Genomic DNA, 26,641 nt, shown 5'->3' with positions numbered 1-26,641 from the left:
GCTCTCAAAATCAGGATTTGAACAATTCGTTAAAGGCGCGGGCGCGACGCGTCACTTCAGCTGTGCTGTCGGCGCCAAACAGGCCATGCACCACCGCCAGCAGATCGACCCCGTGGGCCACCAGCGGGGCAGCGTTGTCCAGGGTGATGCCGCCGATCGCACAGATCGGCAGGTGCAGTTTGCTGCGGGCCTGGTCGAGCAGGTCGAGGCTGCACGCGGGTGCGCCAGGCTTGGTGTTGGAATTGAAGAAGCGGCCGAAGGCGACGTAACTGGCGCCTTCCTTGGCGGCTTGTTCGGCGAGTTCGAGTTGCGCGTGGCAGGTCGAGCCGATGATCGCCTGACGCCCGAGCAGTGCTCGCACCGGCATCAGTGGGCCATCAGTCTGGCCCAGGTGCACGCCGACATTCAGTCGCGCGGCCAGTTCGGCGTCGTCATTGATGATCAGCTGGGTCTTGTAGCGATCGCACAGATCACGCAGGGCTTCGGCCTCGCGCAGGCGGCGGGCCTCGTCGCTGCTTTTGTCGCGGTATTGCAGCAGGGTGACGCCGCCTTCGAGCGCCGCCTCCACGTACGAAAGAAATTTGCCGGCCAGTAGCTGGCTGTCGGTAATGGCGTACAGGCCACGTAGTTTCATCGGACAAGCCTCTGCGCTTTACGCATCGAAAGTTACGAACAGAAATCCAGCGGCAGGCGGCGGGGCACGAACTGGCCTTTGCCCAGCTGTTCCGCATCTCGCAGGGTGCGCCAAGTGTAGTCAAGCGCGCTCTGTACGGCACTGGCGAGGTGTTCACCCTGGGCCAGGCGGCCGGCGAGGGCGCTGGCCAGCGTGCAACCGGAACCGTGATAACTGCCGGGCAGGCGCTGGCAGGTAAAGGTTTCGCGGCGACCGTCACGGCTGTACAGGCGGTTGTGGATTTCGTGTTCGTCGCCATGGCCGCCGGTGATCAGCAGGTGTTTGACGAATGGCAGGAGTTTTTCCGCGCACTCGTCGGCGGTGCCTTCGGGCAGTTCGGCGAGGATGCGGGCTTCGGGAAGGTTAGGAGTGGCGATGATCGACAGCGGCAGCAAGCGTTCGCGCATGGCGTAGCCGACTTCGTCCTTGCCCAGTCGTCCGCCACCGCCGGCACGCAGCACCGGGTCGCAGACCACTGGCAAATGCGGGTGCGCTGAAAGCAGTTCGACCACGGTGTCGACCATTTCCAGGGAACCGAGCATGCCCAGTTTGACGGCGGCGACTTCGGAGTCGTTGAGCACGGCATTGGCCTGGGCCAGTACCCACTCGCGATCGAGCACGCGGAAGTCAGTGACGTTGACCGTGTCTTGCACGGTCAGGGCGGTGACGGCCGGAGCCGCATGGCAACCCTGGGCAAGCAGGGCTTCGATATCTGCCTGCAAGCCGGCGCCACCACTAGGGTCGTGGCCGGAGAGACAGAGGACAACGGGGCGAGAGCTGTAGATATTCATGGTGCGCGAGCTTACCACCAAACATGTTTTTTCGGGTGTTGCGACGTCCAGTCCGGCCGATACATTGTGGCGAGGGGGCTTGCCCCCGTTGGGGTGCGAAGCGCCCCCTTTGCCTTCTGTCTGGAACACCGCGTCGGCAGATTTACGACTGCTTCGCAGCCGAACGGGGGCAAGCCCCCTCGCCACAGGGTTCATCACCCACCGGGGCATTATCACGACCTGATCAAGCCAACAGCTCTAGCTCAATACATAGCGCTGGAACGCCCGTGCTAGAGCCTTTTTAGGAAAAAATTCAATGGTGTTCAATGGCCACTAACGGCTATGCTAGAGTGGATCCAAACCAATAACAGGTAATACCGGTTTTACGTCTACTCAAAAGGAATGGGGGGCTTCCTGACAGAACCGGACAGGCCACGCTGGGGCTTAAATGCGCTATTTGTTGATGTTGCTGTTGTGCTTGCCTCTCCTGGCGAGCGCCGTCGAGTTCGACGAGTTCACCCAGAGCCTTCCCCTGGGCCGAACGATGCAGGTTTATGAAGACGCGGGCGGTCAAGCGACCATTGCCGATGTCCGTGCGCAAGCCGCGGCCGGGCACTTCCAACCCCACGATAAAGCCACCCTCAATGCCGGTTATTCGCGTTCGGCATTCTGGTTGAAAATCGACCTGCAGTACCGTCCGACCAACCCGTCGGCGCAACGGGCCTGGTTGCTGGAGCTGGCCTATCCGCCCCTCGATCACCTTGATCTGTACTTGCCTGATGCCGGCGGCGATTATCAATTGGTCCGACAGACCGGCGATGCATTGCCGTTCGCCACACGCGAGATCCGCCAGAACAACTATCTGTTCCATCTGAACTTTGCGCCCGGGCAGGCGCAAACGGTGTACCTGAGACTGCAAAGCGAAGGCTCGATTCAGGCGCCCGTCACCTTGTGGTCGAGCACTGCTTACCTTGAAGAGCAGCCCGTGCGGCTCTACGTGCTGGGGCTGATTTACGGCGTATTGCTGGGGATGCTGGTCTACAACCTGTTCATCTTCCTCAGCGTGCGCGACACCAGTTACCTCTATTACATCGTCTACATCGCCTCGTTCGGCTTGTATCAGCTGTCGGTGAACGGCGCGGCCGTGGAGTATTTCTGGCCGAACAATCCGTGGTGGGCCAACGCCGCCACGCCGTTTTTCATCGGCTGTTCGGGGTTGTTCGGCAGCCAGTTTGCCCGCAGCTTCCTGCGGACGGCCACCCACAGCCGCTGGCTGGACCGTGTGCTATTGGCGCTGATCGCGTTCAGCGGGCTGGTGGTCGGGTTGTCTTTGATGACCAGTTACGCCCTGGCCCTGCGTCTGGCGACGGCGTTGGCGCTGGTCTTTACCGTGGTGATTTTCGCTGCCGGGGTATTCGCCTGGTGGCGTGGCTTGAGGGTGGCGCGCTACTTCATCATTGCCTGGTCGGCGTTTTTGCTCGGTGGCGTCGTGAACACGATGATGGTGCTGGGGTATTTGCCCAACGTGTTCCTTACCATGTACGCCAGCCAGATCGGCTCGGCGATTGAAGTGGCGTTGCTGTCCCTGGCCCTGGCCGATCGTATCAACGCCATGCGCGAGCATCAGGCACAGACGTTGTTCGACGCCGGCCAGAAGCTTGAGGTGCTGAACCAGCAACTGGCTCACAGCAACAGGCTCAAGGACGAATTCCTCGCCACGTTGACCCATGAGCTGCGCACGCCCATGAACGGTGTGATCGGTTCGCTGGAGCTGATGCAGACCGTCGAGATGAACCCAGAGCTGGAGCAGTATCAGCAAACGGCGGCAGGTTCGGCGCGGGACATGATGCGCATGGTCAACGGCATCCTCACCCTGACCGAATTGCAGGCCGGCAAGCTCAAGGTCTATCCGGAGGCGTTCAGCTTGCGCAGTGTGGTCGAGTCTTTGCGCGGGCAGTTCGATGGCAATGCGTCGAGCAAGTCGCTGGACTTCAAGGTCGAGGTAACGCCCGGGTTGCCGGATCGTTTGTTCGGCGACAGCGGCAAGCTGGCGCAATGCCTGGAATGCTTGCTGGACAACGCAATCAAATTCACCCGAGTCGGTGGTCTGGCGCTGCGGGTGACGGGTAAACCGGCGGCGGAGCCCGGTCGGCTGGCGCTGTCTTTTGCGGTGATCGACACCGGCATCGGTTTTACCGATCTGGGGGAGGCGACGCTGTACCAGCGCTTCTTCCAGCTCGACGGCTCGATGACCCGTGAATATGGCGGTCTTGGCGTTGGCCTGGCGATCTGTCGGCAGTTGGTCGAATTACTCGGGGGGCGCCTGAGCCACCGTTCCGAACCAGGCCGTGGAAGCCGCTTCCAGCTGGACGTCGAATTCGAGCTGTCGGTGGTGGAACCTGCTCCCTCGATCACCCGGCAGACCACCGGCCTGCGCTTGCCCCAGGAGTGCACGGTATTGCTGGTCGATGACAACAGCATCAATCAATTGGTGATGCGCGGCATGTTGCTCAAGCTTGGGTTCCGGGTACGCACCGCTGACAATGGCCTTGCTGCGCTCGATCAATTGCAGTGTGAAGCCGTTGACGCGGTATTGCTCGATTGCCAGTTGCCGCCAGTGGACAGCGCCTCCATCTGCCGGCGGATCCGTGCGTTGCCGGGGTGCGCCGAATTACCCGTGTTCATGATTGCCCTGAGTGCGGACCGAGTGCACTGCCCGAGCGACACCGTGGTCGACTACCTGAACAAACCGGTGAAATTCGAGGACTTGCAGGCCGCGCTCTATCGACGGGTGCTCTGTTCTGGATAAGGCGAAAGCGCCGACAGATAGGCAGATATGCCACTTTGTTCAGCCTCGGGGCGGTGCTTAACTGAAAATCCCTTGGCTGACCAAAGGAGCCCCGTCATGAACCTGCATCAGTTCGCCGAAACCCACGAAGTCACCAACCAGCCACCGTCGCTGGACGGCACCAACCTCTATCGCATTGACCTGCCTTTGCAGGAATGGTCGCGGCGGTTCGATGCCGGTTGGGCCGAGTCGCGGATCGACGCTTACGGCGCATTGGCCGGCGGGCCGCTGATGGAAGCCGGGTTTGCGGCCAATCAAAACAAACCCGTGTTCGTCAGCCATGACCGTTACGGCCATCGCATCGACCTGGTGGAGTTTCACCCGGCTTATCACCAGTTGATGCGCACGGCGGTGGAGCATGGCCTGACAGGGTTGCCCTGGACCGATCCGCAACCGGGCGCCCATGTGGCTCGCGCGTCCATGACGTATTTGCACAGTCAGGCTGAGGCCGGTAGCGGTTGCCCATTGACCATGACTTTCGCCAGCGTCCCGGCGATGCGCCTGCAACCGGATCTGGCCCGGCAATGGCTGCCGAAAATCCTCGCCACCGAATACGACCCGCGCAATGTCGGCATGGCCCATAAGGCCGGGGTCACCATCGGCATGGCGATGACCGAGAAACAGGGCGGCACCGACGTGCGGGCCAACACCACCAAGGCGTATCCGGTGGGGGCCGGTGGGCCGGGCCAGGCGTATGAGCTGGTGGGCCACAAGTGGTTCTGCTCGGCGCCAATGTGTGACGCCTTCCTGACCCTGGCCCAGACCGACAAAGGGCTGACCTGTTTCCTGCTGCCGCGTCATCGCCCGGATGACACGCGTAATCAGTTCTACATACAGCGGCTGAAAAACAAACTCGGCAACTGGTCCAACGCCTCCAGCGAGGTGGAGTTCCGTGGCGCCCTGGCCTGGATGGTCGGCGAAGAGGGCCGGGGCGTTCCGACCATTATCGAAATGGTCGCCATGACCCGTTTTGATTGCATGGTCGGCTCCAGCGCGCTGATGCGCCAGGCCCTGACCCAGGCCAGCCATCACTGCGCCCACCGCAGGGTCGGTGGCAAGTTGCTCAGCGAACAACCCTTGATGCAAAACGTGCTGGCCGACCTGGCCCTGGAAAGCGAAGCCGCCCTGGCGTTGAGCCTGCGCATGGGGCGAGCGCTGGATCATCTGGATGACGACCACGAAGCGAAATTCGCTCGATTGGTGACGGCAGTGGGCAAGTACTGGATCTGCAAACGCGCGCCCGCGATGATCAACGAAGCGGCCGAATGCATGGGCGGCGCCGGTTACGTCGAAGAAAGCATCTTGCCGCGACTGTACCGTGAGGCACCGGTCAACTCGACGTGGGAAGGTTCCGGCAACGTGCAATGCCTCGACGTGTTGCGCGCGTTGTCGAAAGAACCGGGCGTGCTCGATGTGCTGTTCAACGAGTTGGGCGATGGCCATGGCGACAAACGCCTGGCCACACACATCGGCCAGTTGCAGAAGGCGTTCAAGGACACCGACGACATTCAATACCGCGCCCGCCAGCTCACCGAAGACATCGCCTTGGGGCTTCAGGCCAGGCTGTTGCTGGAGGCGGGTAATGCGGCGGTCAGTGATGCGTTCATCGCCAGCCGCCTCGGTTCGGCCGGTCGGGTGTATGGAACGTTGCCACGTGGGCTGGATGTGGAAGCGATTGTGGCCCGCTCGACACCGCAGGGCTTCTGAAGGGCGAAAAGATCGCAGCCTTCGGCAGCCTCTTACAGGTGTACGACGACCCTCTGTAGGAGTTGCCGAAGGCTACGATCTTTTTTCACTGTTCCCGTGAAGCGATGATGCAGGCAAGATGAAGGTCTGCAAGTCAGAACACAGGAAGCTGATCGTGACCGAAGCGTTTATTGTCGTTCAAACCGCCGAGCAAGCCGTTGATCGGCTTGCTGTCTTGCACGAGCGTGCAACCACCGCGCTGAATCAAGCGCTCAAGCGTTATCTCAAGGATCGCGTCGAGCCGGACGCTGAACAGCGTGCCCTGTTTCGTTATCCCGAGTTGCGTCTGACCTACCTCTGCCAGGGCGAAGTCCCACAAACCACTCGCGCTTATGCCAAGGTTCAATTGCCGGGGACCTACAGTGTCACCGTCACTCATCCGGCAGCCTTTCGCAAATACCTGCTGGAACAACTCGTTCCGTTGATGCACGACTTCACCGTGACCGTGGAAGTCGGCGTCAGCCAGCAAAACATTCCTTATCCGTATGTGGTCGAGCAGGGCGATGAACTGGCCGGCTCTGGCGTTACGGCGGCGGTACTGGCGCGGGTGTTCCCGAGTACGGATCTGTCGGCCGCCACCGATGGCATCGCTGATGGCTTGTACGATTGGGAAAACACCGACCCGCTGCCATTGGCCTTGTTCGATGCCGCGCGGGTGGACTTCTCCCTGCGCCGACTGGTGCACTACACCGGCAGCGACTGGCGGCATGTGCAGCCGTGGATTCTGCTGACCAACTACCACCGCTACGTTGACCAGTTCATCGTTCATGGCCTGGAACAACTGCGCAAAGACCCGCGTTTTGTGCGCATGGTGTTGCCGGGCAACGTGATCATCGAAAAGGGTATGGACCACGGCGAAGCCTCGGCGATTGCCGCGGGCGTGGTCTGGCATCGTTACCAGATGCCGGCCTATCACCTGATCGCCAGCGACGGCCATGGCGTGACCCTGGTGAACATCGGCGTCGGCCCGTCCAACGCCAAGAACATCACCGACCATTTGGCCGTACTGCGTCCGCATTGCTGGCTGATGATCGGCCACTGCGGCGGCTTGCGTCAGTCGCAGACCATTGGCGATTACGTGCTGGCACACGCTTATATGCGTCGCGACGGGATTCTCGACCGGGTGGTGCCACCGAACATTCCGATTCCGGCCTTGGCCGAAGTGCAGATGGCGTTGCAGCAAGCGGCGGCCAATATCACAGGTGAGAAGGGCGATGAACTGAAGAAGCGCCTGCGCACCGGCACCGTGCTGACCTACGACGACCGTAACTGGGAACTGCGCTGGGCGCAGGAACGTCCGCTGATCAACCTGTCCCGCGCCGTGGCGGTGGACATGGAAAGCGGCACGATTGCGGCCCAGGGTTATCGCTTGCGGGTGCCGTACGGCACGTTGCTCTGCGTATCGGATAAACCGCTGCACAGTGAAATCAAACTGCCGGGTTCGGCAAACGCCTTCTATGAACGCGCGGTCAGCCAGCATTTGAAAATCGGCATCGAGGCGGTGGATCTGTTGCGCACCGAGCTCAACTCGCTGCACTCGCGCAAATTGCGCAGCTTCGACGAGCCGCCGTTCCGCTGATTGTTCTCATGGTCATTTGACGGTTGGGGCACTAGCATTAGCAGCCCTGACCGTTAGATGTTCTTCTCGCCATGTCCCGTCCTCAACGTCCCGTTTCCCGCCGCCCTGGCGTGAAGCCTGTGTCATCTTCTTCCGCCCCGCGCCGTATCGCCAAAGCGCCCCCGGCCGAGCCGAAGCTGATTCTGTTCAACAAACCTTTCGATGTGCTGACGCAATTCAGCGACGGCGAAGGGCGGGCGACGCTCAAGGACTTTATCGAGATTCCGGGGATTTACCCGGCAGGACGGCTGGACCGCGACAGCGAAGGCTTGTTGCTGCTGACCAACGACGGCCAGCTTCAGGCGCGGATTGCCGACCCGAAACACAAATTGGCCAAGACTTACTGGGTGCAAGTGGAAGGCGAGCCAACCGCCGAGCAGTTGCAGCGTTTGCGCGAGGGCGTCGAGCTGAACGATGGTATGACCTTGCCCGCCGAGGCGCGGCAGCTTGATGAGCCTGAGCTGTGGCCGCGCAACCCGCCTGTGCGTTTTCGCAAAAGCGTGCCCACCAGTTGGCTGGAGTTGGTGATTCGCGAGGGGCGCAACCGTCAGGTGCGGCGCATGACCGCGGCGGTCGGCTTGCCGACGTTGCGCCTGGTGCGGGTCAAAATCGGTGACTGGTCGATCGAAGGGCTCGATCAGGGACAGTGGAAGGAAGTGCCGGCGCGTTTATAGCGTGCCGGATTCGATCAGGCCGATGACCACGCTTTTGATCACGAATGCGGCCACACCCAACCCCAGCACAAAGAACAGAATGAACGAGCCGAAGCGTCCGGCTTTGGATTTTTTTGCCAGATCCCAGACGATGAAACCCATGAAAATGATCAGGATGCTGACCAGGCCAGTCATCATCCACTCTTCGAAAACTGCAGGATCCATTGAACATCTCCAGCGCGGGCGGGGCTAAAAAGGCGGGAGGAGTATACGCCAAGGGGGATTGGCGGGGTATTGACCTGCGTCGGTGTGCCGCAGTCATTCGTCGTCTTGGGCAGTGATCGTTCCCACGCTCTGCGTGGGAATGCCGCCATGGACGCTCCGCGTCCGCTGTAGATCGTGACGCAGAGCGTCACAGGATGCATTCCCACGCGGAGCGTGGGAACGATCAGGTCAGAAGGGGCGTCTCAGCTGCGCAAATGAGTTAAAGGCAACTCCGTGCTATTGAGCACCTGGTTCAACACAAAACTCGACCGTACACTCGTCACCCCTTCAATCCGGGTCAGATGCCCCAGCAGCAGCTTCTGATAGTGATCCATGTCCGGCACCACCACCTTGAGCTGATAATCCGCATCCATCCCGGTCACCAGGCTGCATTCCAGCACTTGCGGTAACGTGCGAATGGCGGCTTCGAAGTTCTCGAAACGCTCGGGAGTATGGCGGTCCATGCCGATCAGGACGTAGGCGGTCAGGCTCAGGCCGAGCATCTTGCGGTCCAGCAAGGCGACCTGGCGGGAGATGTAGCCGTCGTCTTCCAGTTGCTTGACCCGCCGCGAGCAAGGCGAAGGCGACAGGCCGATGCGTTCGGCCAGCTCCTGATTGGAGATGCGCGCGTCGCGCTGTAATTCCGCCAAAATACTCAGGTCGTATCGGTCGAGTTTGCTCATCAATCAGGCCTTTGTCATAACTATTGCGGCAGATTATCTATCCTGAGTTAAAAATTGCGCAAGTGATGTTTATTTGAGCAATCTTCGCAATCCTCTGTCGGTGCTCCGGGCCTATTCTTATCACCAGAATCACTGCTCGGACAAACAGTCCAGTGCGGCTCGCCCAATCAGGCCAGCTGCGGTCGCCACCCCCACCGGGGATGCGTCGGCCCCCGAGCTACACACTGTCCAGAAGACGGCGTGAGGTGAGCCGACGTCATAAGCGTCGAGCACGGACGAAGTTCTCAAAGGGAGGCCGACGGGTCTCCCTTTTTTCTTGCCCGCAATTTGGCATGCCCTTAATAAAAAGCCGCTCAATAAAAAAGTTACGTGACTGATAACCTGTTGCAGAACCGGCCTGCGCTTTCCCAGTCTTACGTACAGGCCCTAATCCGCCGTGAGGAAAAGCATGAAATCGCGCATCTGGCGTTTGGCCGGTGTTGGTTTGCTGTGTGTGAGTGTCACTGCACAATCGCTTGCCGATGAACCACAGAACCGCGGCCCCGATGGCGGGCAGCATGGGCCTGATCATCGGGGCAATGAACAGGGCCAGGGCCGTGGCGGCAGCAATCAGCCACGCCCGCAGAACACCGAAATCATTCGTGGCGACAACAGTCGCAAGTTCGAGCTCCACGACCAGAATCAGGGTGGCCAGTGGCAGAACCGGGCGCCGCACGAGTCCAACAATCAGGGCGGCCAGTGGCAGAACCGTACGCCGCACGACTCCAGCGTTCAGGGTGGCCAGTGGCAGAACCGTCCGCTACACGATCCAAACGTTCAGGAGCGAGCGCCGCAACAACCGAGTAATAATCTGCCAATCCAGAGTCGGCCCGATACCGTGCGCCAGACCCAGGAACCGCGGCGTGGCTACTATCAGGACGAACCGTGGCGTAACAATCACAACCAGCCATGGCAGACCGGGGGGCGGGAGCCGCGTCACGATGACCGTCGCTGGCCCGGTCGCCCGGAGGGGCACGGCACAGGCTGGGGCCCCGGCCCGCAGTATCGTCCTGGGTACGTGATCGACCGCTTCCCGGAGGACCGTCACTTCCGCGTGCCGTATCGTGGCCAGGATTATTTCTATTCCGGTGGCTACTGGTATCGCCCGCAAGGCCCGCGTTATGTGGTGGTTCAGCCGCCTCGCGGGATTCGTGTCAGCTATTTGCCCGATTACGCCCGTGAAGTGTGGATCGGCGGCACGCTGTTGTTCCTGGCGGCCGGCGCGTATTACGCCTACCAGGAGAGCACTCAGGATTACGTCGTGGTCGACCCTCCTGTGCAGCCGCCACCGGTGAGCAATGGTTATGACGTGTTGGCGTACCCGGCCAACGGCCAGTCGCCGGAGGAAGTCAGCCGGGACGCTTATGAATGTTATCGCTGGGCCGTGCAACAGAGCGGTTTCGATCCACGTACCGCCACCTACCAACCGGATCCGTCGGTAGTGCAAGCTTACCGACAGGCCCAGGGCAACTGCCTGAGCAGTCGCGGTTATCAGGTGAGTTACTGAGCCCTGGCGGCCTTCACCGCTTCCTGCGGGTCGGCGTGCACCAGCACTTCGGCTCGCGGGTAGACGGCATGAATCGCATCGGCGGCTTGATCGCTGATGCCGTGGGCGACTGACAGGGTCAAGTCTCCCGGCAATTCCAGATGCAATTGCACGAACCACTGGTTGCCGGAAATCCGCGTGCGCAAGTCGTGGGCACCCAGAACGCCGGGTACGCTGCAGGCCAGTTCGAGCATGTGCTGGCTGACATCAGTCGGCAATTCTTCATCCATCAGCACTGCAAAACTTTCCCGGGCGATTTGAATCGCGCTCCAGAGGATGTAAGCAGCGATCCCCAGGCCGAACCACGGGTCGACTTGCTGCCAGCCAAACCCTGCCAGCACCAGCGCTACGAGAATGCCGCCGTTGAGCAGCAGGTCCGAGCGGTAATGCAAGGAGTCGGCGCTCACCGCGCTGGAACCGGTTGCCTTGATTACCCGGTGCTGCAACATCAGCAGGGCCACGGTCAGGACAAGGGAGAACACAATCACCCCGATACTGAGCCACGCTGCGCCTATCGGTTCCGGATGTTTCAACCGTTCGATCGCCTGCAAGGCAATCAGCACCGCACTGCCGCCAATGAACAGCGCCTGAGCCATGCCCGCCAGTGATTCGGCTTTGCCGTGCCCATATCGATGATCATCGTCGGCCGGGCGCAAGGCGTAATGCACGGCCATCAGGTTGAGCAGCGAGCTAATGCCGTCGAGGGCGGAGTCGGTCAACCCGGCGAGCATGCTCACCGAGCCGCTCAGCCACCAGGCGATGGCTTTGGCGATGATCAATATGCACGCGACCGCCACCGAGGCGCGCGTCGCCAGCCGCAGCAGGCGGGCGTGGTCGGTAGGGGTAGTCATCAGTGCTGTGGTTCCTTCAAATGCACGAATTATGCAGCCGGTTGCAGGCCGAACATAGCCAGTTGCTGGGCGCTGCCCTTGTGCTGGATCAGACGCGGATCGTCCAGCGGGAAGCTGCGGCCCAGTTCACTTTCGAGAATAGTCTGCAACTTGTGGTTATCGACCTTGCCGTCGGCGCCGATGGCTTCCTTGAGTTTTTCCGGGGCCACCTGGGCGGTCCGGCCGGGCTCGAAGTAAATGGCACCCGTGGTGAAGTCCACTGCAAAGGCGATCAGGCCGGGGATGATATAGAACAGCAGACCCACGGCATCCAGCGCGGCAATGGCCGGGTCGATCTTGCCGTCGATCTGGCCGCGACGATCCGGGTAGAAAATCGAACCGCAGGCGGTCACCTGGGTCAGCAAGGATGCGATCAATACACCGCCGATCAAGCGAAAGGGAGCACGCATTTGAAATCTCCTGGATTATCTGGGAACGAAGCATCGTCGATATGAATTAGGACCGCGCTGAACGCCGTTATACTCGCCGCTCTGTTTGGGAGCCAGCATGATTTCTTTGCCAATTGATGAAGTTTTACCCGCCCTGCGTGAAGCCCTCGCTACACGCCACGAAGCCGTGCTCGAAGCACCGCCCGGTGCCGGTAAAACCACCCGGGTACCGTTGGCCTTGCTCGATGAGCCGTGGCTGGCCGGGCAGACCATTCTAATGCTCGAACCGCGCCGGTTGGCAGCGCGGGCGGCGGCGGAGCGCTTGGCCAGTGAATTGGGCGAGAAGGTCGGCGAAACCGTGGGCTATCGTATTCGTCTCGACAGCAAGGTCGGCCCCAATACCCGCATCGAAGTGGTCACCGAAGGCATCCTCACCCGGCGCCTGCAGGATGACCCGGCGCTGGAAGGCGTGGGCTTACTGATTTTCGATGAATTCCACGAGCGCAGCCTCGATGCCGACCTGGCGCTGGCCCTGAGCCTGAATGGCCGGGAGCTGTTCCGCGACGATCAACCGCTGAAAATCCTCTTGATGTCGGCAACCCTGGAAGGCGAACGCCTGGCCGGGTTGCTGGATGACGCGCCAATCCTGCGCAGCGAAGGTCGCATGTACCCGGTGACGATGCGCTGGGGCCGGCCGTTTCAGCCCGGTGAGTTCATCGAGCCAAAGGTGGTGCAGACCATCCTCGACGCGCTGAACGATGAAACCGGCAGCCTGCTGGTGTTCCTGCCGGGGCAGGCGGAAATTCGGCGGGTGCATCAACAATTGGCCGATGCCTTGGGCGAGGGCACGCCGGTGTTGCTGTGCCCGTTGCACGGCGAACTGGACCTGGCGGCGCAGCGGGCGGCGATTGATCCGGCGCCTGCGGGCAAGCGCAAAGTGGTGCTGGCCACCAACATCGCCGAAACCAGCCTGACCATCAATGGCGTGCGCGTGGTGATCGATGCCGGGTTGGCGCGCGTGCCGCGTTTCGACCCCGGCAGCGGCATGACTCGCCTGGATACCCAACGGATCTCCAAAGCCAGTGCAACGCAGCGTGCAGGTCGGGCCGGGCGTTTGGAGCCCGGTGTGTGTTATCGCTTGTGGTCGCAGGATCAGCACGAGCAACTGGCGGCTTACGCCAGTGCGGAAATACTCTCGGCGGACCTTGCCGGGCTGGCCTTGCAACTCGGTCGTTGGGGCGTGACGCCGGGGCAGTTGGTTTGGCTCGATGTGCCTCCGGCAGCGGCTTATGCACAGGCCCAGGATCTGCTTGAGCGTTTGGGTGCGCTGGAGGGAGAAGCGCTGACCCGTCATGGTCAGGCCATGGCCGAACTGCCGGCCCATCCACGGATCGCCCATTTGCTGTTGCGTGGCCAGGCGCTCGGTCTGGCCGACATGGCTTGCGATGTCGCCGCACTGCTCGGGGAGCGGGATATCTTGCGTGGCGCTGGTGCGGACCTGCACAGCCGACTGGTGCTGCTGTCCGGTGAAGAACGGGCCGCTCGCGGTGCGCAGGGCGGTGTTCAACGGGCCCGGCAACTGGCGCGGCAGTATCGCGGTTATTTGCGTGGCAAAGCGTCGGAGCCGGTCAGCGATCCCGAACATCCGCGCTGGCTCGGTGCGTTGCTGGCATTGGCTTATCCTGATCGGGTCGCTCAACAGCGGCGGGCCGGTGGCGCTGAATATCGCCTGGCCAACGGTCGCGCAGCACTGTTCGCCGAAGCCGACAGTTTGATGAAACAACCGTGGCTGGTGATCGCCGATCTGGGCAGTCGTCAGGGCCAGCGTGAAGAACGGATTTATCTGGCGACGGATTTTGATCCGGCGCTGTTCGACTCCGTGCTGGCCGAACAGGTGCGGTGCGTCGATCAACTGGATTGGGATGAGCGCGAAGGTGTGCTGCGGGCCGAGCGTCAGCGCAAGGTCGGCGAGTTGATCCTCAGCCGCGAACCGCTGACCGGGCTCGATGAAAGTGCTCGCAGTCAGGCGTTGGTGAATCTGGTGCGGCGCAAAGGTCTGGAGCTGTTGCCCTGGACGCCAGAGCTGCGTCAGTGGCAGGCGCGGGTGGCGTTGTTGCGGCAGTTGGATCTCGCGGGTAAAGGCGAGAGCGAATGGCCGGATGTCAGCGACGCAACATTGCTCAAAAGCCTCGAACACTGGCTGATGCCCTATCTGGGGAAAGTCTCGCGGCTCAGTCACTTCGCCAATCTGGACCTGTCGAGCATCGTTCACAACTTGCTGCCGTGGCCGTTGCCGCAACGGCTCGAAGAGCTGGCGCCGCATCATTTGAGCGTGCCGTCGGGTTCATCGATTCGTCTGGATTACAGCGAGCAGCCGCCGATTCTGGCGGTGCGGTTGCAGGAGTTGTTCGGCCTGGCCGAGACCCCGCGGATTGCCGGCGGCCGGCAAGTGGTGAAACTGCATCTGTTGTCCCCGGCGCGGCGGCCAGTGCAGGTGACGCAGGACCTGGCGAACTTCTGGCGCAGCACCTATGCCGAGGTGAAGAAGGATTTGAAGGGGCGGTATCCGAAGCACTACTGGCCGGATGATCCGCTGGTGGCCGAGGCGACGGCGCGGGTTAAGCCTCGTAAGTAGCGCACGGATTTTTGTGGCGAGGGAGCTTGCTCCCGTTGGGCTGCAAAGCAGCCCCAAATTCTGTCACATCATTTTTCAGGTGCGTAGCGTCAATCGGTTTACGACCGCTGCGCAGTCGAGCGGGAGCAAGCTCCCTCGCCACAGGTGTTTTACGGCGCGACCGGCAACAGAAACCGCGCAATCACCGGCAAATGATCGGAAATGCGCAACGTATCGTCCTGCCGCACCCGCGCTTCGACCCGTTTGATGCGCGGGCTGTAAAACAGGTAGTCGACGGTCCGGTCCGGCCCGTTCAAGCCGGGATCATTCGGGTAATGGGTCAACCAATGCGCCCGGTCGATACCGCTGGCTTCGTTGTTGGTGGGGATCATCGGGTATTTGTCCCACAGCACATGCAGCGCGCTGTCGGCAGAGTAGGGCGTGCGTTGCTCGGCGGGCAGGCGTTGATACTGGCCCAGCGGCAACAGGTTGAAATCTCCACCGATCAACCACGGCGTGCCGCGGCTTTCGAACTTGTCGAGCACCTTGGCCACGGCGGTCACCTGGGTTTGCAAGGTATCGTCGGTCTGGGTGGCACGGTCCAGATGGGTGTTGAGCACGGCCATCTGGCCACCGTCGTTCAATGCCAGGTACGTGACCAGCAAGGCGTCTTTCGGCTTGAACTGACGGCTGATGACATTGGCCGGCGCGACCGGCAATTGCAGGCGTTCGGCGTGTTCGATCCGGTAGCGGCTCAGGGTCGCCAATTGCCGGCCAACGCTGCCGAAAATGTGCGGCTCAGGTACGAAGTCGGCTTTCCAGTCGAAGGCCTGAGTGGTGCACGGATACAGGTCGGTGACCCGATCCTGAAGTAATTTGAACTGGTTCTGGTAGTCGCTGGCCTTGGCGCCGTCATCGAGTTCCTGCAACAGCACGATGTCTGGTTGCTCGTCGCGAATCACCCGCGCCACTTCGTCGAGGCTGAAGGCCATGTCTTCAGGTGTAGGGGATTCGTCGTCTCCTGCGGCCAGGTCGCTCCAGAACACGTAGCGCTTGCCGGCCAGATACTGGACGTTCCAGGTCATCACCTTCAACGCCTGACCGGGCACCAGCGTCGGCGCCTGGGCGTTGCAACTGACCGGCAGCGCTTCCTTGGCGTCGGGGCGCCAGGTCAGGCTGTAGATCAGCATTGCAATCAGGCTGATGGCAATCAGCAGGCCCAGCAGGGTGTAGCGCAGTAGACGGGGCATCGCTCGGCTTATCGCGTTACAAGATTGACCCCGAGCATAACCGAGAGCAGCGCCAAAGCCCAAGGGTAGAGCGGTCAGAGCCGCTCATCAGATTTCTCGGGTGCGTCGGCGATCAGCATGAACAAACGGAACAGCACCACGCTGGTGAACAGCTGCAGGAAGCTGTGGGCGCTGTCGATCAGCAGCGAGATCACCGGGTTCTGCGGGTCAGGGTAAACCGCCAGCGTCGCTCCCTTGAGCACCCACAGCGGGCCCATCACGCACAGAATGCACACCAGAATGCGTATGAAATGCCCGCGGGTCAGGCGCAGGCTTTCCTTCATCGCCGCCAGCGGTGCCAGGCCGCGCAGCACCAACAGGTACTCGCCGAACGCCAGCGTCACCATCAGCCAGATGCCCGGCAGGAAATACAGCGACAGGCCGATCAGGATCAGCAACGTATTGAGGGCGGTCAGCACGGCGAAGCGCGGCCACAGGGTCGCAGCGGCTGCCAACAGGTCACGGGTACGCGGCGATTCGCCTCGGCTGCGGGCATCGAGGAACAGGATCAGCGCTGCGGTGTACAGCGGATACACCAGCAAGCCGACAATCACACTGATGCCGGCGAAACTGTCCGGCCCGGTGGAGCTGTCGACCACTTGTTGCAGCAGCGCCTCGACAATCACCAGCGGCAGGCATAGCTGCACAATCTGGCCCAGGTTGCGCTTGAAGAAATACAGAGAGTCACGCAGTACATCGAACGAATTCATCAGTCGGTATCGCAGGTTGAAAGCAGTGCCTCACTTTAACCGATCAACCCCTTCGGGGCGCAAACGTAAACGTTCGGTAAAGGTCATTGAAACATCCTGTATCAGCCCCATTACTGGTGAGCACCTTATCCACTGTGGGTGAGGGCACTGATATTCCCGGCAATCTACGAGGTCGCCATGAACAGCGAAGAACAAACCCTGATCGATGGACTGTTTTCCCGGCTGCAACAGGCCGAAACGGACTCAGCCCCGCGCGACGCCCAGGCCGAGGCGCGGATCAAGGAACACCTGACTCGCCAGCCAGCGGCGGGCTATTTCATGACCCAGGCGATTCTGGTGCAAGAGGCAGCCATCAAGAGCCTCGACGAACAGAACAAGCAACTCACCCAGCAAGTGCAGCAATTGCAGGCCGAACTGCAACAGGCCAAGGCGCAGACAGCGGCGCCGGTGCCAAGTGGCGGCTTTTTGTCGAGCATTTTCGGCGGCGCTTCCCGTGACCCGCAGCCTGCACCGACTCAAAGCGCAGCCCCCTCGAATGGTGGCTGGCGTGAACCAGGACGGCCGTCGTTCAACTCGCAGCCGCAGCAAAACTTCGGTGCACCGCCTGCTCAGCAGAATTACGGAGCGCCACCTCAGCAGAATTACGCACCGCAACAGCCTGTCGGCAGCGGTTTCCTCGGCGGTGCGTTGAAAACGGCAGCAGGTGTGGCCGGTGGCGTGATGCTGGCGCAAGGCATCAGTAGCCTGTTCCATCACAATCAGCAGCCGGAAGTGGTTGAAGTCATTAAGGAAGAACCGGCCAAGGTCAACGATCAGAGCGATAGCAGCGGTTGGGGCAATGATCAGCGCGTGGCTGACAACTCCAGCGATCAGGGCGGTTTCGTCGACACGGATTACGACGATGGAAGTTCATCGTTCTTTGGCGGCGATGACGACGACTCCTTCATCTGACCTGCCATTCGTCCGGAGCGCCATGGCGCTCCGGGCCGATTGTTCGCGGAACAATCCTTCGGGCTGGCATACTGGGCGACTTTTCGGGCCTGGAGCCTGATCCTGCCTGCGCGCCTGTGCGCCAAGACCCCGCGCGCCAACGCGCTGAGAGGATGTACGGTGAAAAAAATCGCAGTGTTCGCCGATGTCCAGAACCTCTACTACACCGTGCGTCAGGCCTATGGTTGCCACTTCAACTATGCCGCTTTGTGGGCTGACGTCAGCAAGCAGGGGCAGATCGTCGAGGCCTACGCCTATGCGATCGATCGTGGCGACAGCAAACAGCAGCAGTTCCAGCAGATCCTGCGCAACCTTGGCTTCGTCGTGAAGCTCAAGCCCTACATCCAGCGCAGCGACGGTTCGGCCAAAGGCGACTGGGACGTGGGCATCACCCTCGACATCATGGACGCCGCCGACCATGTCGACGAAGTGGTGCTGGCTTCCGGTGATGGTGATTTCGACATGCTGCTGGAGCGCATCATTGCCAAGCACGGCGTGCAGGCTGTGGCCTATGGCGTGCCGGGCCTTACGGCCAATTCGCTGATCCGTGCCGCCAGTCGTTATGTGCCGATCGAAGGCGCGTTGCTGCTCAAGAATTGATTTTTAAGGAGTTGAAACAGGTTTGGAACGCATAGCAGTCATCGACTTTGAAACCACCGGAATCTCCCCGAGCAGCAGCTGCCGGGCCACGGAAATTGCCGTGGTGATTCTTGAACAGGGGCGCATCGTCGAGCGTTACCAAAGCCTGATGAATGCCGGCGTGCGGGTGCCGGCGTTCATCGAACAACTGACCGGCATCAGCAACGCCATGCTGCGCACCGCACCCTCGGCCGAGCAGGTGATGAACGAGGTCAACGAATTCGTCGGCATCACGCCGCTGCTGGCGCACAACGCTGCGTTCGACCAGAAGTTCTGGGACTACGAGCTCGGGCGAATCAAACGTACACGCTTGCAGAACTTTGCCTGCTCGCTGTTACTCGCCCGCCGCCTGATGCCCGCCGCGCCGAACCACAAACTCGGCACCCTCACCACCTTCGCCAGCCTGCCCAATACCGGCAAGGCTCACCGGGCCATGGCCGATGCGGAAATGGCCGCCAACCTGACGGCGCATCTGGCGCAAGAGTTGCGGCAAAAGCATGGGTTGCGCGAGTTGTCCCATGATCTGTTGTGCAGCCTGCAGAAAGTGCCGGCGGCGAAGATCAATGAGCATTTGAAGCGGTATCGCGGGTTCTGACAGAAGCCCCCTGGAGAACTATTTGCCATTCCCCTCCAGTTGACCCAACGGCACGCGCTTTTCGATGGCACTCGACAACACAATCGAGGTCTTGCTGAACCCGAACGTGGCGATCCGGTTGATCAACTCTTCCAGCTCCGGCATCGAGCCCACCGCCGCTTGCATGATCACGCACGGATCGCCGGTGACGCGATGGCACTCGGTCAGCTGTGGGATTTTGATCAGTTCGTCGTAGGTTTTCTGGTTACCGTGCTGGTTCAGGCGCAGTTCGATGACGCACTGGATCGGCAGGCCGATTTTGGACAGGTCGACTTTCGCCTGGTAACCGGTGATCACCCCGCAAGCCTCAAGTTTAGCGACGCGTTCGGCTACCGCCGGAGCGGACAGGTTCACCTTGCGCGCCAGATCGGCGTAGGACGCACGACCGTTTTCCAACAGGGCGCAGAGGAGCATGCGGTCGTATTTGTCCATCGTGGCCTACCTGAAAAATGACTGACTTTCGAAAGCACGGTTTATAGCGTCGAACTCCGTGTTTTGAAAAGTGTACCGGCGCTATAAACAGGTTTTGTAGCTTATTTTCCGCTGTTGGCCTTTCTAGAATAGCGGCTCTCCTTGTCTTGTTCTCGAGCTGCCCATGCCTGGCCTACGCCGTTTTTCCTTACCGCTGGTCGCTGCTTTTTTCGCGCTGTACGTGATTTGGGGATCGACCTACCTGGTGATTCGCATCGGCGTGCAGTACTGGCCGCCGTTGTTGCTCGCCGGTATCCGCTTCGTGATCGCCGGGACATTGATGTACGCGTATCTGCGCTGGCGCGGGGCACCGGCACCGACCTGGGCGCAATGGAAAGCGGCGGGGATCATCGGGATTTTGCTGCTGACATGCGGTAACGGTGCGGTGAGCGTCGCCGAACATACGGGCGTGGCCTCTGGCGTGGCTGCGCTGGCGGTGGCGACGGTGCCGCTGTTTACCTTGCTCTGTGGATATTTCTGGGGTGCGCGTAATACCCGTCTCGAATGGGCCGGGATTGTGCTCGGGCTGATCGGCATTGCCATGCTCAACCTCGGCTCCAACCTGCAATCGAGCCCGTTGGGCGCGGCGTTGCTGGTGTTCGCGGCGGCGTCCTGGGCCTTCGGCTCGGTGTGGAGCAAACATTTGCCGTTGCCTCAGGGCGCAATGGCCAGTGCCGTGGAGATGCTGGTGGGCGGCATGGTGTTGCTGATCGGCAGTGCGGTGAGTGGTGAGCGTCTGGAAAGTCTGCCGCCGATCGAAGGCTGGGCGGCGCTGGCGTACCTGACCATCTTCGGTTCGATCATCGCCTTCAACGCCTACATGTACCTGTTGAAACACGTGCGTCCGGCCGCGGCCACCAGTTATGCCTACGTCAACCCGGCGGTGGCGGTGTTGCTGGGGATCGTGTTTCTCGGCGAGACCATCGGTATCGAAGAAACGCTGGCGATGGCGGTGATCATCAGTGCGGTGGTGTTGATCGGGTTGCCACAGTGGCGCCGTGGCACAGATCGGCCTGCCCCTGCCGTAGTGGTGCCGACAGAATCCCGCGCGAATTAGGGTAAACTGCGCGCCATTGCACACTTGTTTCGCACAATCGCGCTGAATTTTCCTACGGTACTCCCATGACTTTCGCCACCCTTGGCCTGATCGAACCCTTGCTGCGCGCCCTCGAGACGCTCGGCTACCAGACCCCGACGCCGGTTCAGGCGCAAGCGATTCCGGCGGTGCTGGCCGGTCGCGACCTGATGGCCGCGGCCCAGACCGGCACCGGCAAAACCGCCGGTTTCGCCTTGCCGCTGCTGCAATTGCTGGCCATGGAAGGGCCGAAAGTCAGCGCTAACTCCGTGCGCGCGCTGATTCTGGTGCCGACCCGCGAACTGGCCGAACAGGTTCACGAAGCCGTGCGCCAGTATGCCGAGAACCTGCCGTTGAGCACTTACGCGGTGTACGGCGGCGTCAGCATCAACCCGCAAATGATGAAACTGCGCAAAGGCGTCGACCTGTTGGTGGCGACCCCGGGCCGTTTGCTCGACCTGTTCCGTCAGAACGCGCTCAAGTTCAACCAGCTGCAAACCCTGGTGCTTGACGAAGCCGATCGCATGCTCGATCTGGGCTTTTCCGAGGAGCTGGGGAATATCTATAAAGCCCTGCCTTCGAGACGTCAGACGCTGCTGTTCTCCGCGACCTTCTCCGATGCGATCCGCATGCTGGCCGGGCAAATGCTCAACGACCCGCTGAGCATCGAAGTCAGCCCGCGCAACGTGGCCGCCAACACCGTCAAGCAATGGGTGGTGACGGTGGACAAAAAGCGCAAGCCGGAGCTGTTCATTCACTTGATGCGCAAGGGCAAGTGGAAGCAGGTGCTGGTGTTCGCCAAGACCCGCAACGGCGTAGACGCGTTGGTGGAAAAACTCCAGGGCCTCGGCGTCAATGCCGACGGCATCCACGGCGACAAACCCCAGGCAACTCGCCAGCGGGCGCTGGATCGCTTCAAGGCCAGCGAAGTGCAGATCCTCGTGGCCACCGACGTCGCTGCCCGTGGTCTGGATATCGAAGATTTGCCCTTGGTGGTCAACTTCGACCTGCCGATCGTGGCCGAGGACTACATCCACCGCATCGGTCGTACCGGCCGTGCGGGTGCAACCGGGCAGGCGATTTCGCTGGTCTGCGCTGATGAAGTGAATCAACTGTCAGCCATCGAGATGCTGACCCGTCAGACGTTGACTCGCCAGACAGAGCCGGACTTCGAGCCCGAGCACCGCGTGCCGGATACCGATGCCAGCGGTCAGGTGATCAAGAAGCCGAAAAAACCGAAGAAGCCAAAGACCTCCGGTGGCGGCAAGCGCAACCTGGGTAAATGGGTCGAGAGCGGTGAGGCGTCGGCGCCGGAGCCTTCGATCAAGCCGGTGCGTAAAGTGCCGGTGTTCAATACCGGGCCGCGTAAGCGTAAGCCTTGATCCTCTGAGGATCGTTCCCACGCTCTGCGTGGGAACGCCTCAATGGACGCTCTGCGTCCGCCTCGGCAGGAACGCAGAGCGTCCCGGGCTGCATTCCTTTGCTGCGCGTGGGAACGATCAGTGTCGGTGCTTCAACCACTCCACCATCCCCAATCCCGCCGCTCGCCCACTGGCGAAACACGCAGTCAGTAGATAGCCGCCGGTCGGCGCTTCCCAATCGAGCATTTCCCCTGCGCAGAACACGCCGGGTAGTTGCTTGAGCATCAAACGTTCATCCATCGCCTCGAACATCACGCCACCAGCGCTGCTGATGGCTTCATCCAATGGCCGGGTTTTCACCAGCGTCAGCGGCAATGCCTTGATTGCTTTGGCCAGCAGGGCCGGATCGGCAAAACAGTCAGCCGGTGTCAATTCCCGCAACAACGCTGCTTTCACGCCATCTAGCCCAAGCTGACTGTGCAGGTGTTTGGCCATGGAGCGTGAGCCGCGCGGTTTGCTCAGCGCCGCCTGGATTTTATCCACAGGCTTGCCTGGTAACAGATCGAGGTGAAGGGTTGCCGAGCCGTGTTGATTGATCGCTTCGCGGATCGCTGCCGACAGGGCGTAGATCAAACTGCCCTCAATTCCCGTGGCAGTGATCACGCACTCGCCGAGTCGCGGCACGTCATCATTGAGGCCGATGGCGATATTTTTCAGCGGGCTGCCGGCGAATTTGCTGACCATCAATTCGCTCCAGGCCCGCACCTCGAAGCCGCAATTGCTCGGTTGCAATGGCGCCAGCCCTACACCGCGCTGTTCCAGCGGCAGCATCCAGGCACCGTCCGACCCCAGGCGTGACCAACTGCCGCCGCCGAGGGCCAGCAGGGTCGCGTCTACTTGAACAGTTTTTTCGCCTTCGGGGCTGTCGATTAGCAAATCACCGTTGTTATCCCAACCGAGCCAGCGATGGCGGGTGTGGATAACTACGCCGGCATCGCGCAGGCGTTTGAGCCAGGCACGCAACAGGGGCGCGGCTTTCATGTCGGTGGGAAACACTCGACCGGAGCTGCCGACAAATGTTTCGATGCCCAGGTCATGAATCCATTGGCACAAGGCTTCGGCGCCGAACGAGCGTAACAGCGGAGCAATCTGCGGCGCCCGTTCGGCATAGCGTGAGAGAAATGCCGGGTAGGCCTCGGAGTGGGTGATGTTCATGCCGCCGACCCCAGCGAGAAGGAATTTTCGCCCCACTGAAGGCATGCCGTCGTACAGATCGACCTTGATCCCGGCCTGGCTCAACACTTCAGCCGCCATCAAGCCGGCGGGGCCGCCGCCGATGATGGCGACGTGAGGGGGGAGGGAAGTGGAGGGCTGGGTCATGGCGAGAGCTGCGGCGTGGCGGAATAAGCCGCGCATTCTACCAGCCCTGCTCCCTGTGGGAGGATTCGAGGGCTGGTTAAAAAACAACCACCGCTCTGTAACCTATACCCCGCATGGGCTGCAGGCCCTTTCACTCAGGTTATCCACAGGCGGTTCCACAGGCATTGTGGGTAAAGACTCACACATTAATGACAACCTGATGACTGCCACACCCGTTGGGCGCTGTGATGGAGGATGCCATGACGGCGCGCCAGAGCCTTGCGGTCCTTGCTGTAGCCGCCGCCGATCACGCCGACCACCGGAATATCCCGGCCCAGGCAATGGCGCATCACGCTTTCATCACGCGCGGCGACACCTTCGTCGGTCAGCTTCAGATAACCCAGGGCGTCATCCTTGTGCACGTCGACACCGGCGTCGTACAGCACCAGATCCGGTTGATAGAGCGGCAGCAAATAGTTGAGCGCATCGTCCACCACCTTCAGGTAATCGGCATCGCCCATGCCCATCGGCAACGGGATGTCCCAGTCGCTTTCGGCTTTGCGTGCAGGAAAATTCTTTTCGCAGTGCAGGGAAACGGTCACCGCTTCCGGGGTGTTGTGCAGGATTCGTGCAGTCCCGTCGCCCTGATGCACATCGCAGTCGAAGATCAACACCCGATTCACCCGGCCACTTTCCAGCAGGTAATGGCTGATCACCGCCAGGTCATTGAAGATGCAGAACCCGGCAGGGTGATCGTAGTGCGCGTGGTGCGTGCCGCCGGCCAGGTGGCAAGCCAAGCCATGTTCCAGCGCCTGTTCGGCCGCCAGCAGCGAACCGCCGACCGCCCGCACTGTGCGCCGGGCCAGTGCTTCGCTCCAGGGCAGGCCGAGGCGCCGCTGGTCTTCGCGGGACAACTCGCCACCCATGTAGCGCTCGATGTACGCAGGGTCATGGGCGAGGGCGAGAATATCCGCCGGGCACAGCTCCGGGCGCAGCAGGTCGATGTCACGGGTCAGGCCACTGTCCACCAGGTGATCGCGCAGCAGGCGAAACTTGTCCATGGGGAAGCGGTGATCCGCCGGGAACTCGGGACTGTAGTCTTCGTGGTAGATCAGGGGCAGGGGCATGGCTGATTTATCGGGGAAGCATGTAGGAATGAGTGAACGATCCTACCAGCGATGTAGACTTGCGGCATGGAAACAGAGGGGAGGGGCACGATGGAGCCGATACTGGAACTCGAAAGCGCACGACTGTCGTTACGGCAGTGGCGCGATGAGGATTTGCCGGCGTTTGCGGCGATGTGCGCCGATCCACAAGTGATGCGGTATTTTCCGGCGCCCTTGAGTCGGCTGGAAAGTGCCTCGCTGATCGGGTGGGTTCGCGGGCATTTTGCCGAGTATGGTTTCGGCCTCTGGGCACTGGAGCGCAAGGACACCGGGGCGTTCATCGGGTTTACCGGGCTGAGTGTGGTCGGCTTTGACGCACCGTTCACGCCAGCCATCGAAATCGGCTGGCGCCTGGCGCGCGAGCACTGGGGCCTGGGTTATGCCAGCGAGGCGGCATGGACCGCTCTGCGCTGTGGGTTTGATCGCTTGGCGCTGCAAGAGGTCGTGGCGTTCACCACCGAAACCAACCTGCCTTCGCAAAAAGTCATGCAGGCGATCGGCATGCAGCATGACCCCGGTGATGACTTCGAGCACCCCAGGCTTGCCGCCGATCATCCGCTGCGCCCGCACGTGTTGTACCGCATCACCCGTGAGCAATGGCTGCAAACCTTGCATGGATAAGCAGGCACGGACATTTACAATGGCCCTCATGTTGAACCGGGCCATAAACTGAATCGACCGCCGCAGCCCAGACTGCGCGGCATTGCTTTGTGTGAGGAGAGTCTGAATGAGCCAAGTGTTGGAAGATCTGGTAGACCTGCTGACCCTGGAACCGATTGAAGAAAACCTGTTTCGTGGCCGCAGCCAGGACCTGGGTTTCCGTCAGTTGTTCGGCGGCCAGGTGCTCGGCCAGTCCCTGTCGGCGGCCAGTCAGACAGTCGAAGAGACACGCCATGTGCACTCGATGCACGGTTACTTCCTGCGTCCGGGCGATGCGAAGTTACCGGTGGTGTATCAGGTCGATCGGGTGCGCGATGGCGGCAGTTTCAGCACGCGCCGGGTGACGGCGATCCAGAAGGGCAACCCGATTTTCACCTGCAGCGCCTCGTTCCAGTACGACGAAGAGGGCTTCCAGCATCAGAGCCAAATGCCGCAAGTGGTCGGCCCGGAGAACCTGCCGTCGGAGCTGGAGCTCACTCAGCAGCGCGCGCACCTGATCCCCGAGCACATGCGCGAAAAACTGCTGTGCCCGAAACCGATCGAATTCCGGCCGGTGACCGAAAAAGATCCCTATAACCCGCAGCCTGCCGATCCAGTCAAATACGTCTGGTTCCGCGCCGACGGTGCGTTGGCCGACACCCCGGCGCTGCACAAATACCTGCTGGCCTACGCTTCGGACTTCGGTTTGCTGACCACCTCGATGCTGCCCCATGGCAAATCGGTCTGGCAGAAAGACATGCAGGTCGCCAGCCTTGATCACGCGTTGTGGTTCCATGCCGACCTGCGCGCCGATGACTGGTTGCTGTACGCCATGGACAGCCCATGGGCCGGCAACTCGCGCGGATTTTCCCGTGGCAGCGTGTTCAACCGTGCCGGGCAACTGGTGGCCTCGGTCACTCAGGAAGGCCTGATTCGTCATCGCAAGGATTGGGCATGAGCCTGGCCGAAGTGCGGCACTGGGTGTTCGACATGGACGGCACTCTGACCGTGGCCGTGCATGACTTCGCGGCGATCCGCGTGGCGTTGGCGATTCCTGCAGAACACGACATCCTGACCCACCTCGCGGCGCTGCCGGCCGAAGAAGCGGCGGCCAAACATGCGTGGCTGCTGGAGCATGAGCGGGATCTGGCACTGGGTTCGAAACCGGCTCCGGGCGCGGTGGAACTGGTGCGGGAGTTGGCCGGGCGCGGTTATCGTCTGGGCATTCTCACGCGCAATGCTCGCGAGTTGGCCCATGTCACGCTGGAGGCCATCGGCCTGGCCGACTGCTTTGCGGTGGAGGATGTGCTGGGCCGAGATGAAGCACCGCCCAAACCGCATCCCGGTGGTTTACTGAAACTGGCCGAGGCCTGGAAGGTGCCGGCGAGTGAAATGGTGATGGTCGGTGATTACCGCTTCGACCTGGATTGCGGCCGGGCGGCGGGGGCGCGGACGGTGTTGGTGAACCTGCCGGATAATCCGTGGCCGGAATTGACCGATTGGCATGCGCGCGATTGCGTGGAGTTGCGGCAGCTGCTTTCGGCTTGAGAGAGGGGGGCGTCCGATCAGACGCCC

The 26,641-nt window shown here is 61.3% G+C and carries 25 protein-coding genes; 14 read left to right on the top strand and 11 right to left on the bottom strand.

The features are described 5' to 3' along the window. Positions 1-10: 10 nt before the first annotated feature. Both thiE and PSH69_RS26130 read right to left on the bottom strand, forming a co-directional pair. Positions 11-634, bottom strand: a complete 624-nt coding sequence (gene thiE / locus PSH69_RS26135; RefSeq protein WP_305410241.1) for a thiamine phosphate synthase — start codon at positions 632-634, stop codon at positions 11-13. Between the two features lie 32 nt (positions 635-666). Continuing rightward, on the bottom strand, positions 667-1,464 hold the full coding sequence (locus PSH69_RS26130; RefSeq protein WP_019581334.1) for a hydroxymethylpyrimidine/phosphomethylpyrimidine kinase: 798 nt from the start codon (positions 1,462-1,464) through the stop codon (positions 667-669). A 427-nt stretch (positions 1,465-1,891) separates the two neighbouring features. Between PSH69_RS26130 and PSH69_RS26125 the strand changes: the two genes are divergently transcribed. The 4 genes from PSH69_RS26125 to PSH69_RS26110 all read left to right on the top strand — a co-directional run bounded on the left by PSH69_RS26125 (position 1,892) and on the right by PSH69_RS26110 (position 8,329). Further along, positions 1,892-4,252: a hybrid sensor histidine kinase/response regulator gene (locus PSH69_RS26125; protein ID WP_305410240.1), complete on the top strand. Its 2,361-nt coding sequence runs from the start codon at positions 1,892-1,894 to the stop codon at positions 4,250-4,252. Positions 4,253-4,348: 96 nt separating this feature from the next. Beyond that, the gene (locus PSH69_RS26120; RefSeq protein WP_305410239.1) at positions 4,349-5,998 is read left to right on the top strand and encodes an acyl-CoA dehydrogenase family protein; all 1,650 of its coding nucleotides are present in this window, start codon (positions 4,349-4,351) and stop codon (positions 5,996-5,998) included. 118 nt (positions 5,999-6,116) lie between these two features. Further along, positions 6,117-7,616, top strand: a complete 1,500-nt coding sequence (amn, locus tag PSH69_RS26115; RefSeq protein WP_305410238.1) for an AMP nucleosidase — start codon at positions 6,117-6,119, stop codon at positions 7,614-7,616. 146 nt (positions 7,617-7,762) lie between these two features. Further along, entirely contained in the window at positions 7,763-8,329 is a 567-nt protein-coding gene (locus PSH69_RS26110; protein WP_167331180.1) for a pseudouridine synthase, read from the top strand. Here the strand turns inward: PSH69_RS26110 and PSH69_RS26105 are convergent. After that, complete coding sequence (locus PSH69_RS26105) at positions 8,324-8,533, bottom strand: DUF2788 domain-containing protein (protein ID WP_007937369.1); 210 nt, start codon at positions 8,531-8,533, stop codon at positions 8,324-8,326. The genes PSH69_RS26110 and PSH69_RS26105 overlap by 6 nt on opposite strands. Before the next feature lie 242 nt (positions 8,534-8,775). Beyond that, positions 8,776-9,255 carry an Lrp/AsnC family transcriptional regulator gene (locus PSH69_RS26100; protein WP_007937367.1) on the bottom strand — a complete coding sequence of 160 codons (480 nt, stop codon included), beginning with the start codon at positions 9,253-9,255 and terminating at the stop codon, positions 8,776-8,778. 448 nt (positions 9,256-9,703) lie between these two features. Here PSH69_RS26100 and PSH69_RS26095 point away from each other — a divergent pair, with 448 nt between their 5' ends. Next, the gene (locus PSH69_RS26095; RefSeq protein WP_305410237.1) at positions 9,704-10,801 is read left to right on the top strand and encodes a DUF6515 family protein; all 1,098 of its coding nucleotides are present in this window, start codon (positions 9,704-9,706) and stop codon (positions 10,799-10,801) included. Here the strand turns inward: PSH69_RS26095 and PSH69_RS26090 are convergent. Continuing rightward, positions 10,795-11,691: a cation diffusion facilitator family transporter gene (locus PSH69_RS26090; protein ID WP_305410236.1), complete on the bottom strand. Its 897-nt coding sequence runs from the start codon at positions 11,689-11,691 to the stop codon at positions 10,795-10,797. The genes PSH69_RS26095 and PSH69_RS26090 overlap by 7 nt on opposite strands. 29 nt (positions 11,692-11,720) lie before the next feature. Beyond that, the gene (locus tag PSH69_RS26085; RefSeq protein ID WP_305410235.1) at positions 11,721-12,140 is read right to left on the bottom strand and encodes a polyribonucleotide nucleotidyltransferase; all 420 of its coding nucleotides are present in this window, start codon (positions 12,138-12,140) and stop codon (positions 11,721-11,723) included. A gap of 97 nt (positions 12,141-12,237) precedes the next feature. Here PSH69_RS26085 and hrpB point away from each other — a divergent pair, with 97 nt between their 5' ends. Next, entirely contained in the window at positions 12,238-14,754 is a 2,517-nt protein-coding gene (gene hrpB / locus PSH69_RS26080) for an ATP-dependent helicase HrpB (protein ID WP_305410234.1), read from the top strand. A gap of 149 nt (positions 14,755-14,903) precedes the next feature. On the opposite strand, the gene PSH69_RS26075 is transcribed toward hrpB, so the two are convergent. Continuing rightward, entirely contained in the window at positions 14,904-15,983 is a 1,080-nt protein-coding gene (locus PSH69_RS26075) for an endonuclease/exonuclease/phosphatase family protein (RefSeq protein ID WP_305410233.1), read from the bottom strand. A gap of 74 nt (positions 15,984-16,057) precedes the next feature. After that, positions 16,058-16,732, bottom strand: coding sequence for a YciC family protein (locus PSH69_RS26070; protein ID WP_305410232.1), 675 nt, complete (start codon positions 16,730-16,732; stop codon positions 16,058-16,060). Between the two features lie 177 nt (positions 16,733-16,909). Here PSH69_RS26070 and PSH69_RS26065 point away from each other — a divergent pair, with 177 nt between their 5' ends. From PSH69_RS26065 to PSH69_RS26055, 3 genes are all read left to right on the top strand, one after another. Further along, on the top strand, positions 16,910-17,683 hold the full coding sequence (locus PSH69_RS26065; protein ID WP_305410231.1) for a DUF2076 domain-containing protein: 774 nt from the start codon (positions 16,910-16,912) through the stop codon (positions 17,681-17,683). A gap of 159 nt (positions 17,684-17,842) precedes the next feature. Further along, a complete protein-coding gene (locus tag PSH69_RS26060) occupies positions 17,843-18,322 on the top strand; it encodes an NYN domain-containing protein (RefSeq protein WP_018925783.1) in 480 nt (159 codons plus the stop codon). A 22-nt stretch (positions 18,323-18,344) separates the two neighbouring features. After that, entirely contained in the window at positions 18,345-18,956 is a 612-nt protein-coding gene (locus PSH69_RS26055) for a PolC-type DNA polymerase III (RefSeq protein WP_018925784.1), read from the top strand. Between the two features lie 18 nt (positions 18,957-18,974). Here the strand turns inward: PSH69_RS26055 and PSH69_RS26050 are convergent, their stop codons facing one another. Then, positions 18,975-19,427 carry an Lrp/AsnC family transcriptional regulator gene (locus tag PSH69_RS26050; RefSeq protein ID WP_305410230.1) on the bottom strand — a complete coding sequence of 151 codons (453 nt, stop codon included), beginning with the start codon at positions 19,425-19,427 and terminating at the stop codon, positions 18,975-18,977. Positions 19,428-19,590: 163 nt separating this feature from the next. On the opposite strand from PSH69_RS26050, the gene yedA reads away from it, so the two are divergent. After that, positions 19,591-20,523: a drug/metabolite exporter YedA gene (gene yedA / locus PSH69_RS26045; protein ID WP_305410229.1), complete on the top strand. Its 933-nt coding sequence runs from the start codon at positions 19,591-19,593 to the stop codon at positions 20,521-20,523. 65 nt (positions 20,524-20,588) lie between these two features. Next, positions 20,589-21,923, top strand: a complete 1,335-nt coding sequence (locus PSH69_RS26040) for a DEAD/DEAH box helicase (RefSeq protein WP_111454214.1) — start codon at positions 20,589-20,591, stop codon at positions 21,921-21,923. Positions 21,924-22,040: 117 nt separating this feature from the next. On the opposite strand, the gene PSH69_RS26035 is transcribed toward PSH69_RS26040, so the two are convergent. Both PSH69_RS26035 and PSH69_RS26030 read right to left on the bottom strand, forming a co-directional pair. Further along, on the bottom strand, positions 22,041-23,282 hold the full coding sequence (locus PSH69_RS26035) for a TIGR03862 family flavoprotein (protein WP_305412876.1): 1,242 nt from the start codon (positions 23,280-23,282) through the stop codon (positions 22,041-22,043). A 185-nt stretch (positions 23,283-23,467) separates the two neighbouring features. Beyond that, the gene (locus tag PSH69_RS26030; RefSeq protein WP_305410228.1) at positions 23,468-24,388 is read right to left on the bottom strand and encodes a histone deacetylase; all 921 of its coding nucleotides are present in this window, start codon (positions 24,386-24,388) and stop codon (positions 23,468-23,470) included. A gap of 90 nt (positions 24,389-24,478) precedes the next feature. Between PSH69_RS26030 and PSH69_RS26025 the strand changes: the two genes are divergently transcribed. From PSH69_RS26025 to PSH69_RS26015, 3 genes are all read left to right on the top strand, one after another. Then, positions 24,479-25,048 carry a GNAT family N-acetyltransferase gene (locus tag PSH69_RS26025; RefSeq protein ID WP_305410227.1) on the top strand — a complete coding sequence of 190 codons (570 nt, stop codon included), beginning with the start codon at positions 24,479-24,481 and terminating at the stop codon, positions 25,046-25,048. Positions 25,049-25,154: 106 nt separating this feature from the next. Then, positions 25,155-26,024, top strand: coding sequence for an acyl-CoA thioesterase II (gene tesB, locus PSH69_RS26020; RefSeq protein ID WP_019650913.1), 870 nt, complete (start codon positions 25,155-25,157; stop codon positions 26,022-26,024). Then, positions 26,021-26,614, top strand: coding sequence for an HAD family hydrolase (locus tag PSH69_RS26015; protein WP_305410226.1), 594 nt, complete (start codon positions 26,021-26,023; stop codon positions 26,612-26,614). Before tesB ends, PSH69_RS26015 begins: the two co-directional genes overlap by 4 nt. Positions 26,615-26,641 lie beyond the last annotated feature (27 nt).

Origin of the sequence: Pseudomonas sp. FP1740 (assembly GCF_030687165.1) — a bacterium.
In the GTDB taxonomy this organism is placed as follows: Bacteria; Pseudomonadota; Gammaproteobacteria; order Pseudomonadales; family Pseudomonadaceae; genus Aquipseudomonas.
Note: the sequence above shows the minus strand (reverse complement) of the source record. Positions and strands in the feature narration are given on the sequence as shown.

Excerpts from the sequence above, each read along its gene's own strand:
- thiE (WP_305410241.1), bottom strand. The coding sequence starts at position 634 with ATGAAACTACGTGGCCTGTACGCCATTACCGACAGCCAGCTACTGGCC.
- PSH69_RS26130 (WP_019581334.1), bottom strand. The coding sequence starts at position 1,464 with ATGAATATCTACAGCTCTCGCCCCGTTGTCCTCTGTCTCTCCGGCCAC.
- PSH69_RS26125 (WP_305410240.1), top strand. The coding sequence starts at position 1,892 with ATGCGCTATTTGTTGATGTTGCTGTTGTGCTTGCCTCTCCTGGCGAGC.
- PSH69_RS26120 (WP_305410239.1), top strand. The coding sequence starts at position 4,349 with ATGAACCTGCATCAGTTCGCCGAAACCCACGAAGTCACCAACCAGCCA.
- amn (WP_305410238.1), top strand. The coding sequence starts at position 6,117 with ATGAAGGTCTGCAAGTCAGAACACAGGAAGCTGATCGTGACCGAAGCG.
- PSH69_RS26105 (WP_007937369.1), bottom strand. The coding sequence starts at position 8,533 with ATGGATCCTGCAGTTTTCGAAGAGTGGATGATGACTGGCCTGGTCAGC.
- PSH69_RS26100 (WP_007937367.1), bottom strand. The coding sequence starts at position 9,255 with ATGAGCAAACTCGACCGATACGACCTGAGTATTTTGGCGGAATTACAG.
- PSH69_RS26095 (WP_305410237.1), top strand. The coding sequence starts at position 9,704 with ATGAAATCGCGCATCTGGCGTTTGGCCGGTGTTGGTTTGCTGTGTGTG.
- PSH69_RS26090 (WP_305410236.1), bottom strand. The coding sequence starts at position 11,691 with ATGACTACCCCTACCGACCACGCCCGCCTGCTGCGGCTGGCGACGCGC.
- PSH69_RS26085 (WP_305410235.1), bottom strand. The coding sequence starts at position 12,140 with ATGCGTGCTCCCTTTCGCTTGATCGGCGGTGTATTGATCGCATCCTTG.
- hrpB (WP_305410234.1), top strand. The coding sequence starts at position 12,238 with ATGATTTCTTTGCCAATTGATGAAGTTTTACCCGCCCTGCGTGAAGCC.
- PSH69_RS26075 (WP_305410233.1), bottom strand. The coding sequence starts at position 15,983 with ATGCCCCGTCTACTGCGCTACACCCTGCTGGGCCTGCTGATTGCCATC.
- PSH69_RS26070 (WP_305410232.1), bottom strand. The coding sequence starts at position 16,732 with ATGAATTCGTTCGATGTACTGCGTGACTCTCTGTATTTCTTCAAGCGC.
- PSH69_RS26065 (WP_305410231.1), top strand. The coding sequence starts at position 16,910 with ATGAACAGCGAAGAACAAACCCTGATCGATGGACTGTTTTCCCGGCTG.
- PSH69_RS26050 (WP_305410230.1), bottom strand. The coding sequence starts at position 19,427 with ATGGACAAATACGACCGCATGCTCCTCTGCGCCCTGTTGGAAAACGGT.
- yedA (WP_305410229.1), top strand. The coding sequence starts at position 19,591 with ATGCCTGGCCTACGCCGTTTTTCCTTACCGCTGGTCGCTGCTTTTTTC.
- PSH69_RS26040 (WP_111454214.1), top strand. The coding sequence starts at position 20,589 with ATGACTTTCGCCACCCTTGGCCTGATCGAACCCTTGCTGCGCGCCCTC.
- PSH69_RS26035 (WP_305412876.1), bottom strand. The coding sequence starts at position 23,282 with ATGACCCAGCCCTCCACTTCCCTCCCCCCTCACGTCGCCATCATCGGC.
- PSH69_RS26030 (WP_305410228.1), bottom strand. The coding sequence starts at position 24,388 with ATGCCCCTGCCCCTGATCTACCACGAAGACTACAGTCCCGAGTTCCCG.
- PSH69_RS26025 (WP_305410227.1), top strand. The coding sequence starts at position 24,479 with ATGGAGCCGATACTGGAACTCGAAAGCGCACGACTGTCGTTACGGCAG.
- tesB (WP_019650913.1), top strand. The coding sequence starts at position 25,155 with ATGAGCCAAGTGTTGGAAGATCTGGTAGACCTGCTGACCCTGGAACCG.
- PSH69_RS26015 (WP_305410226.1), top strand. The coding sequence starts at position 26,021 with ATGAGCCTGGCCGAAGTGCGGCACTGGGTGTTCGACATGGACGGCACT.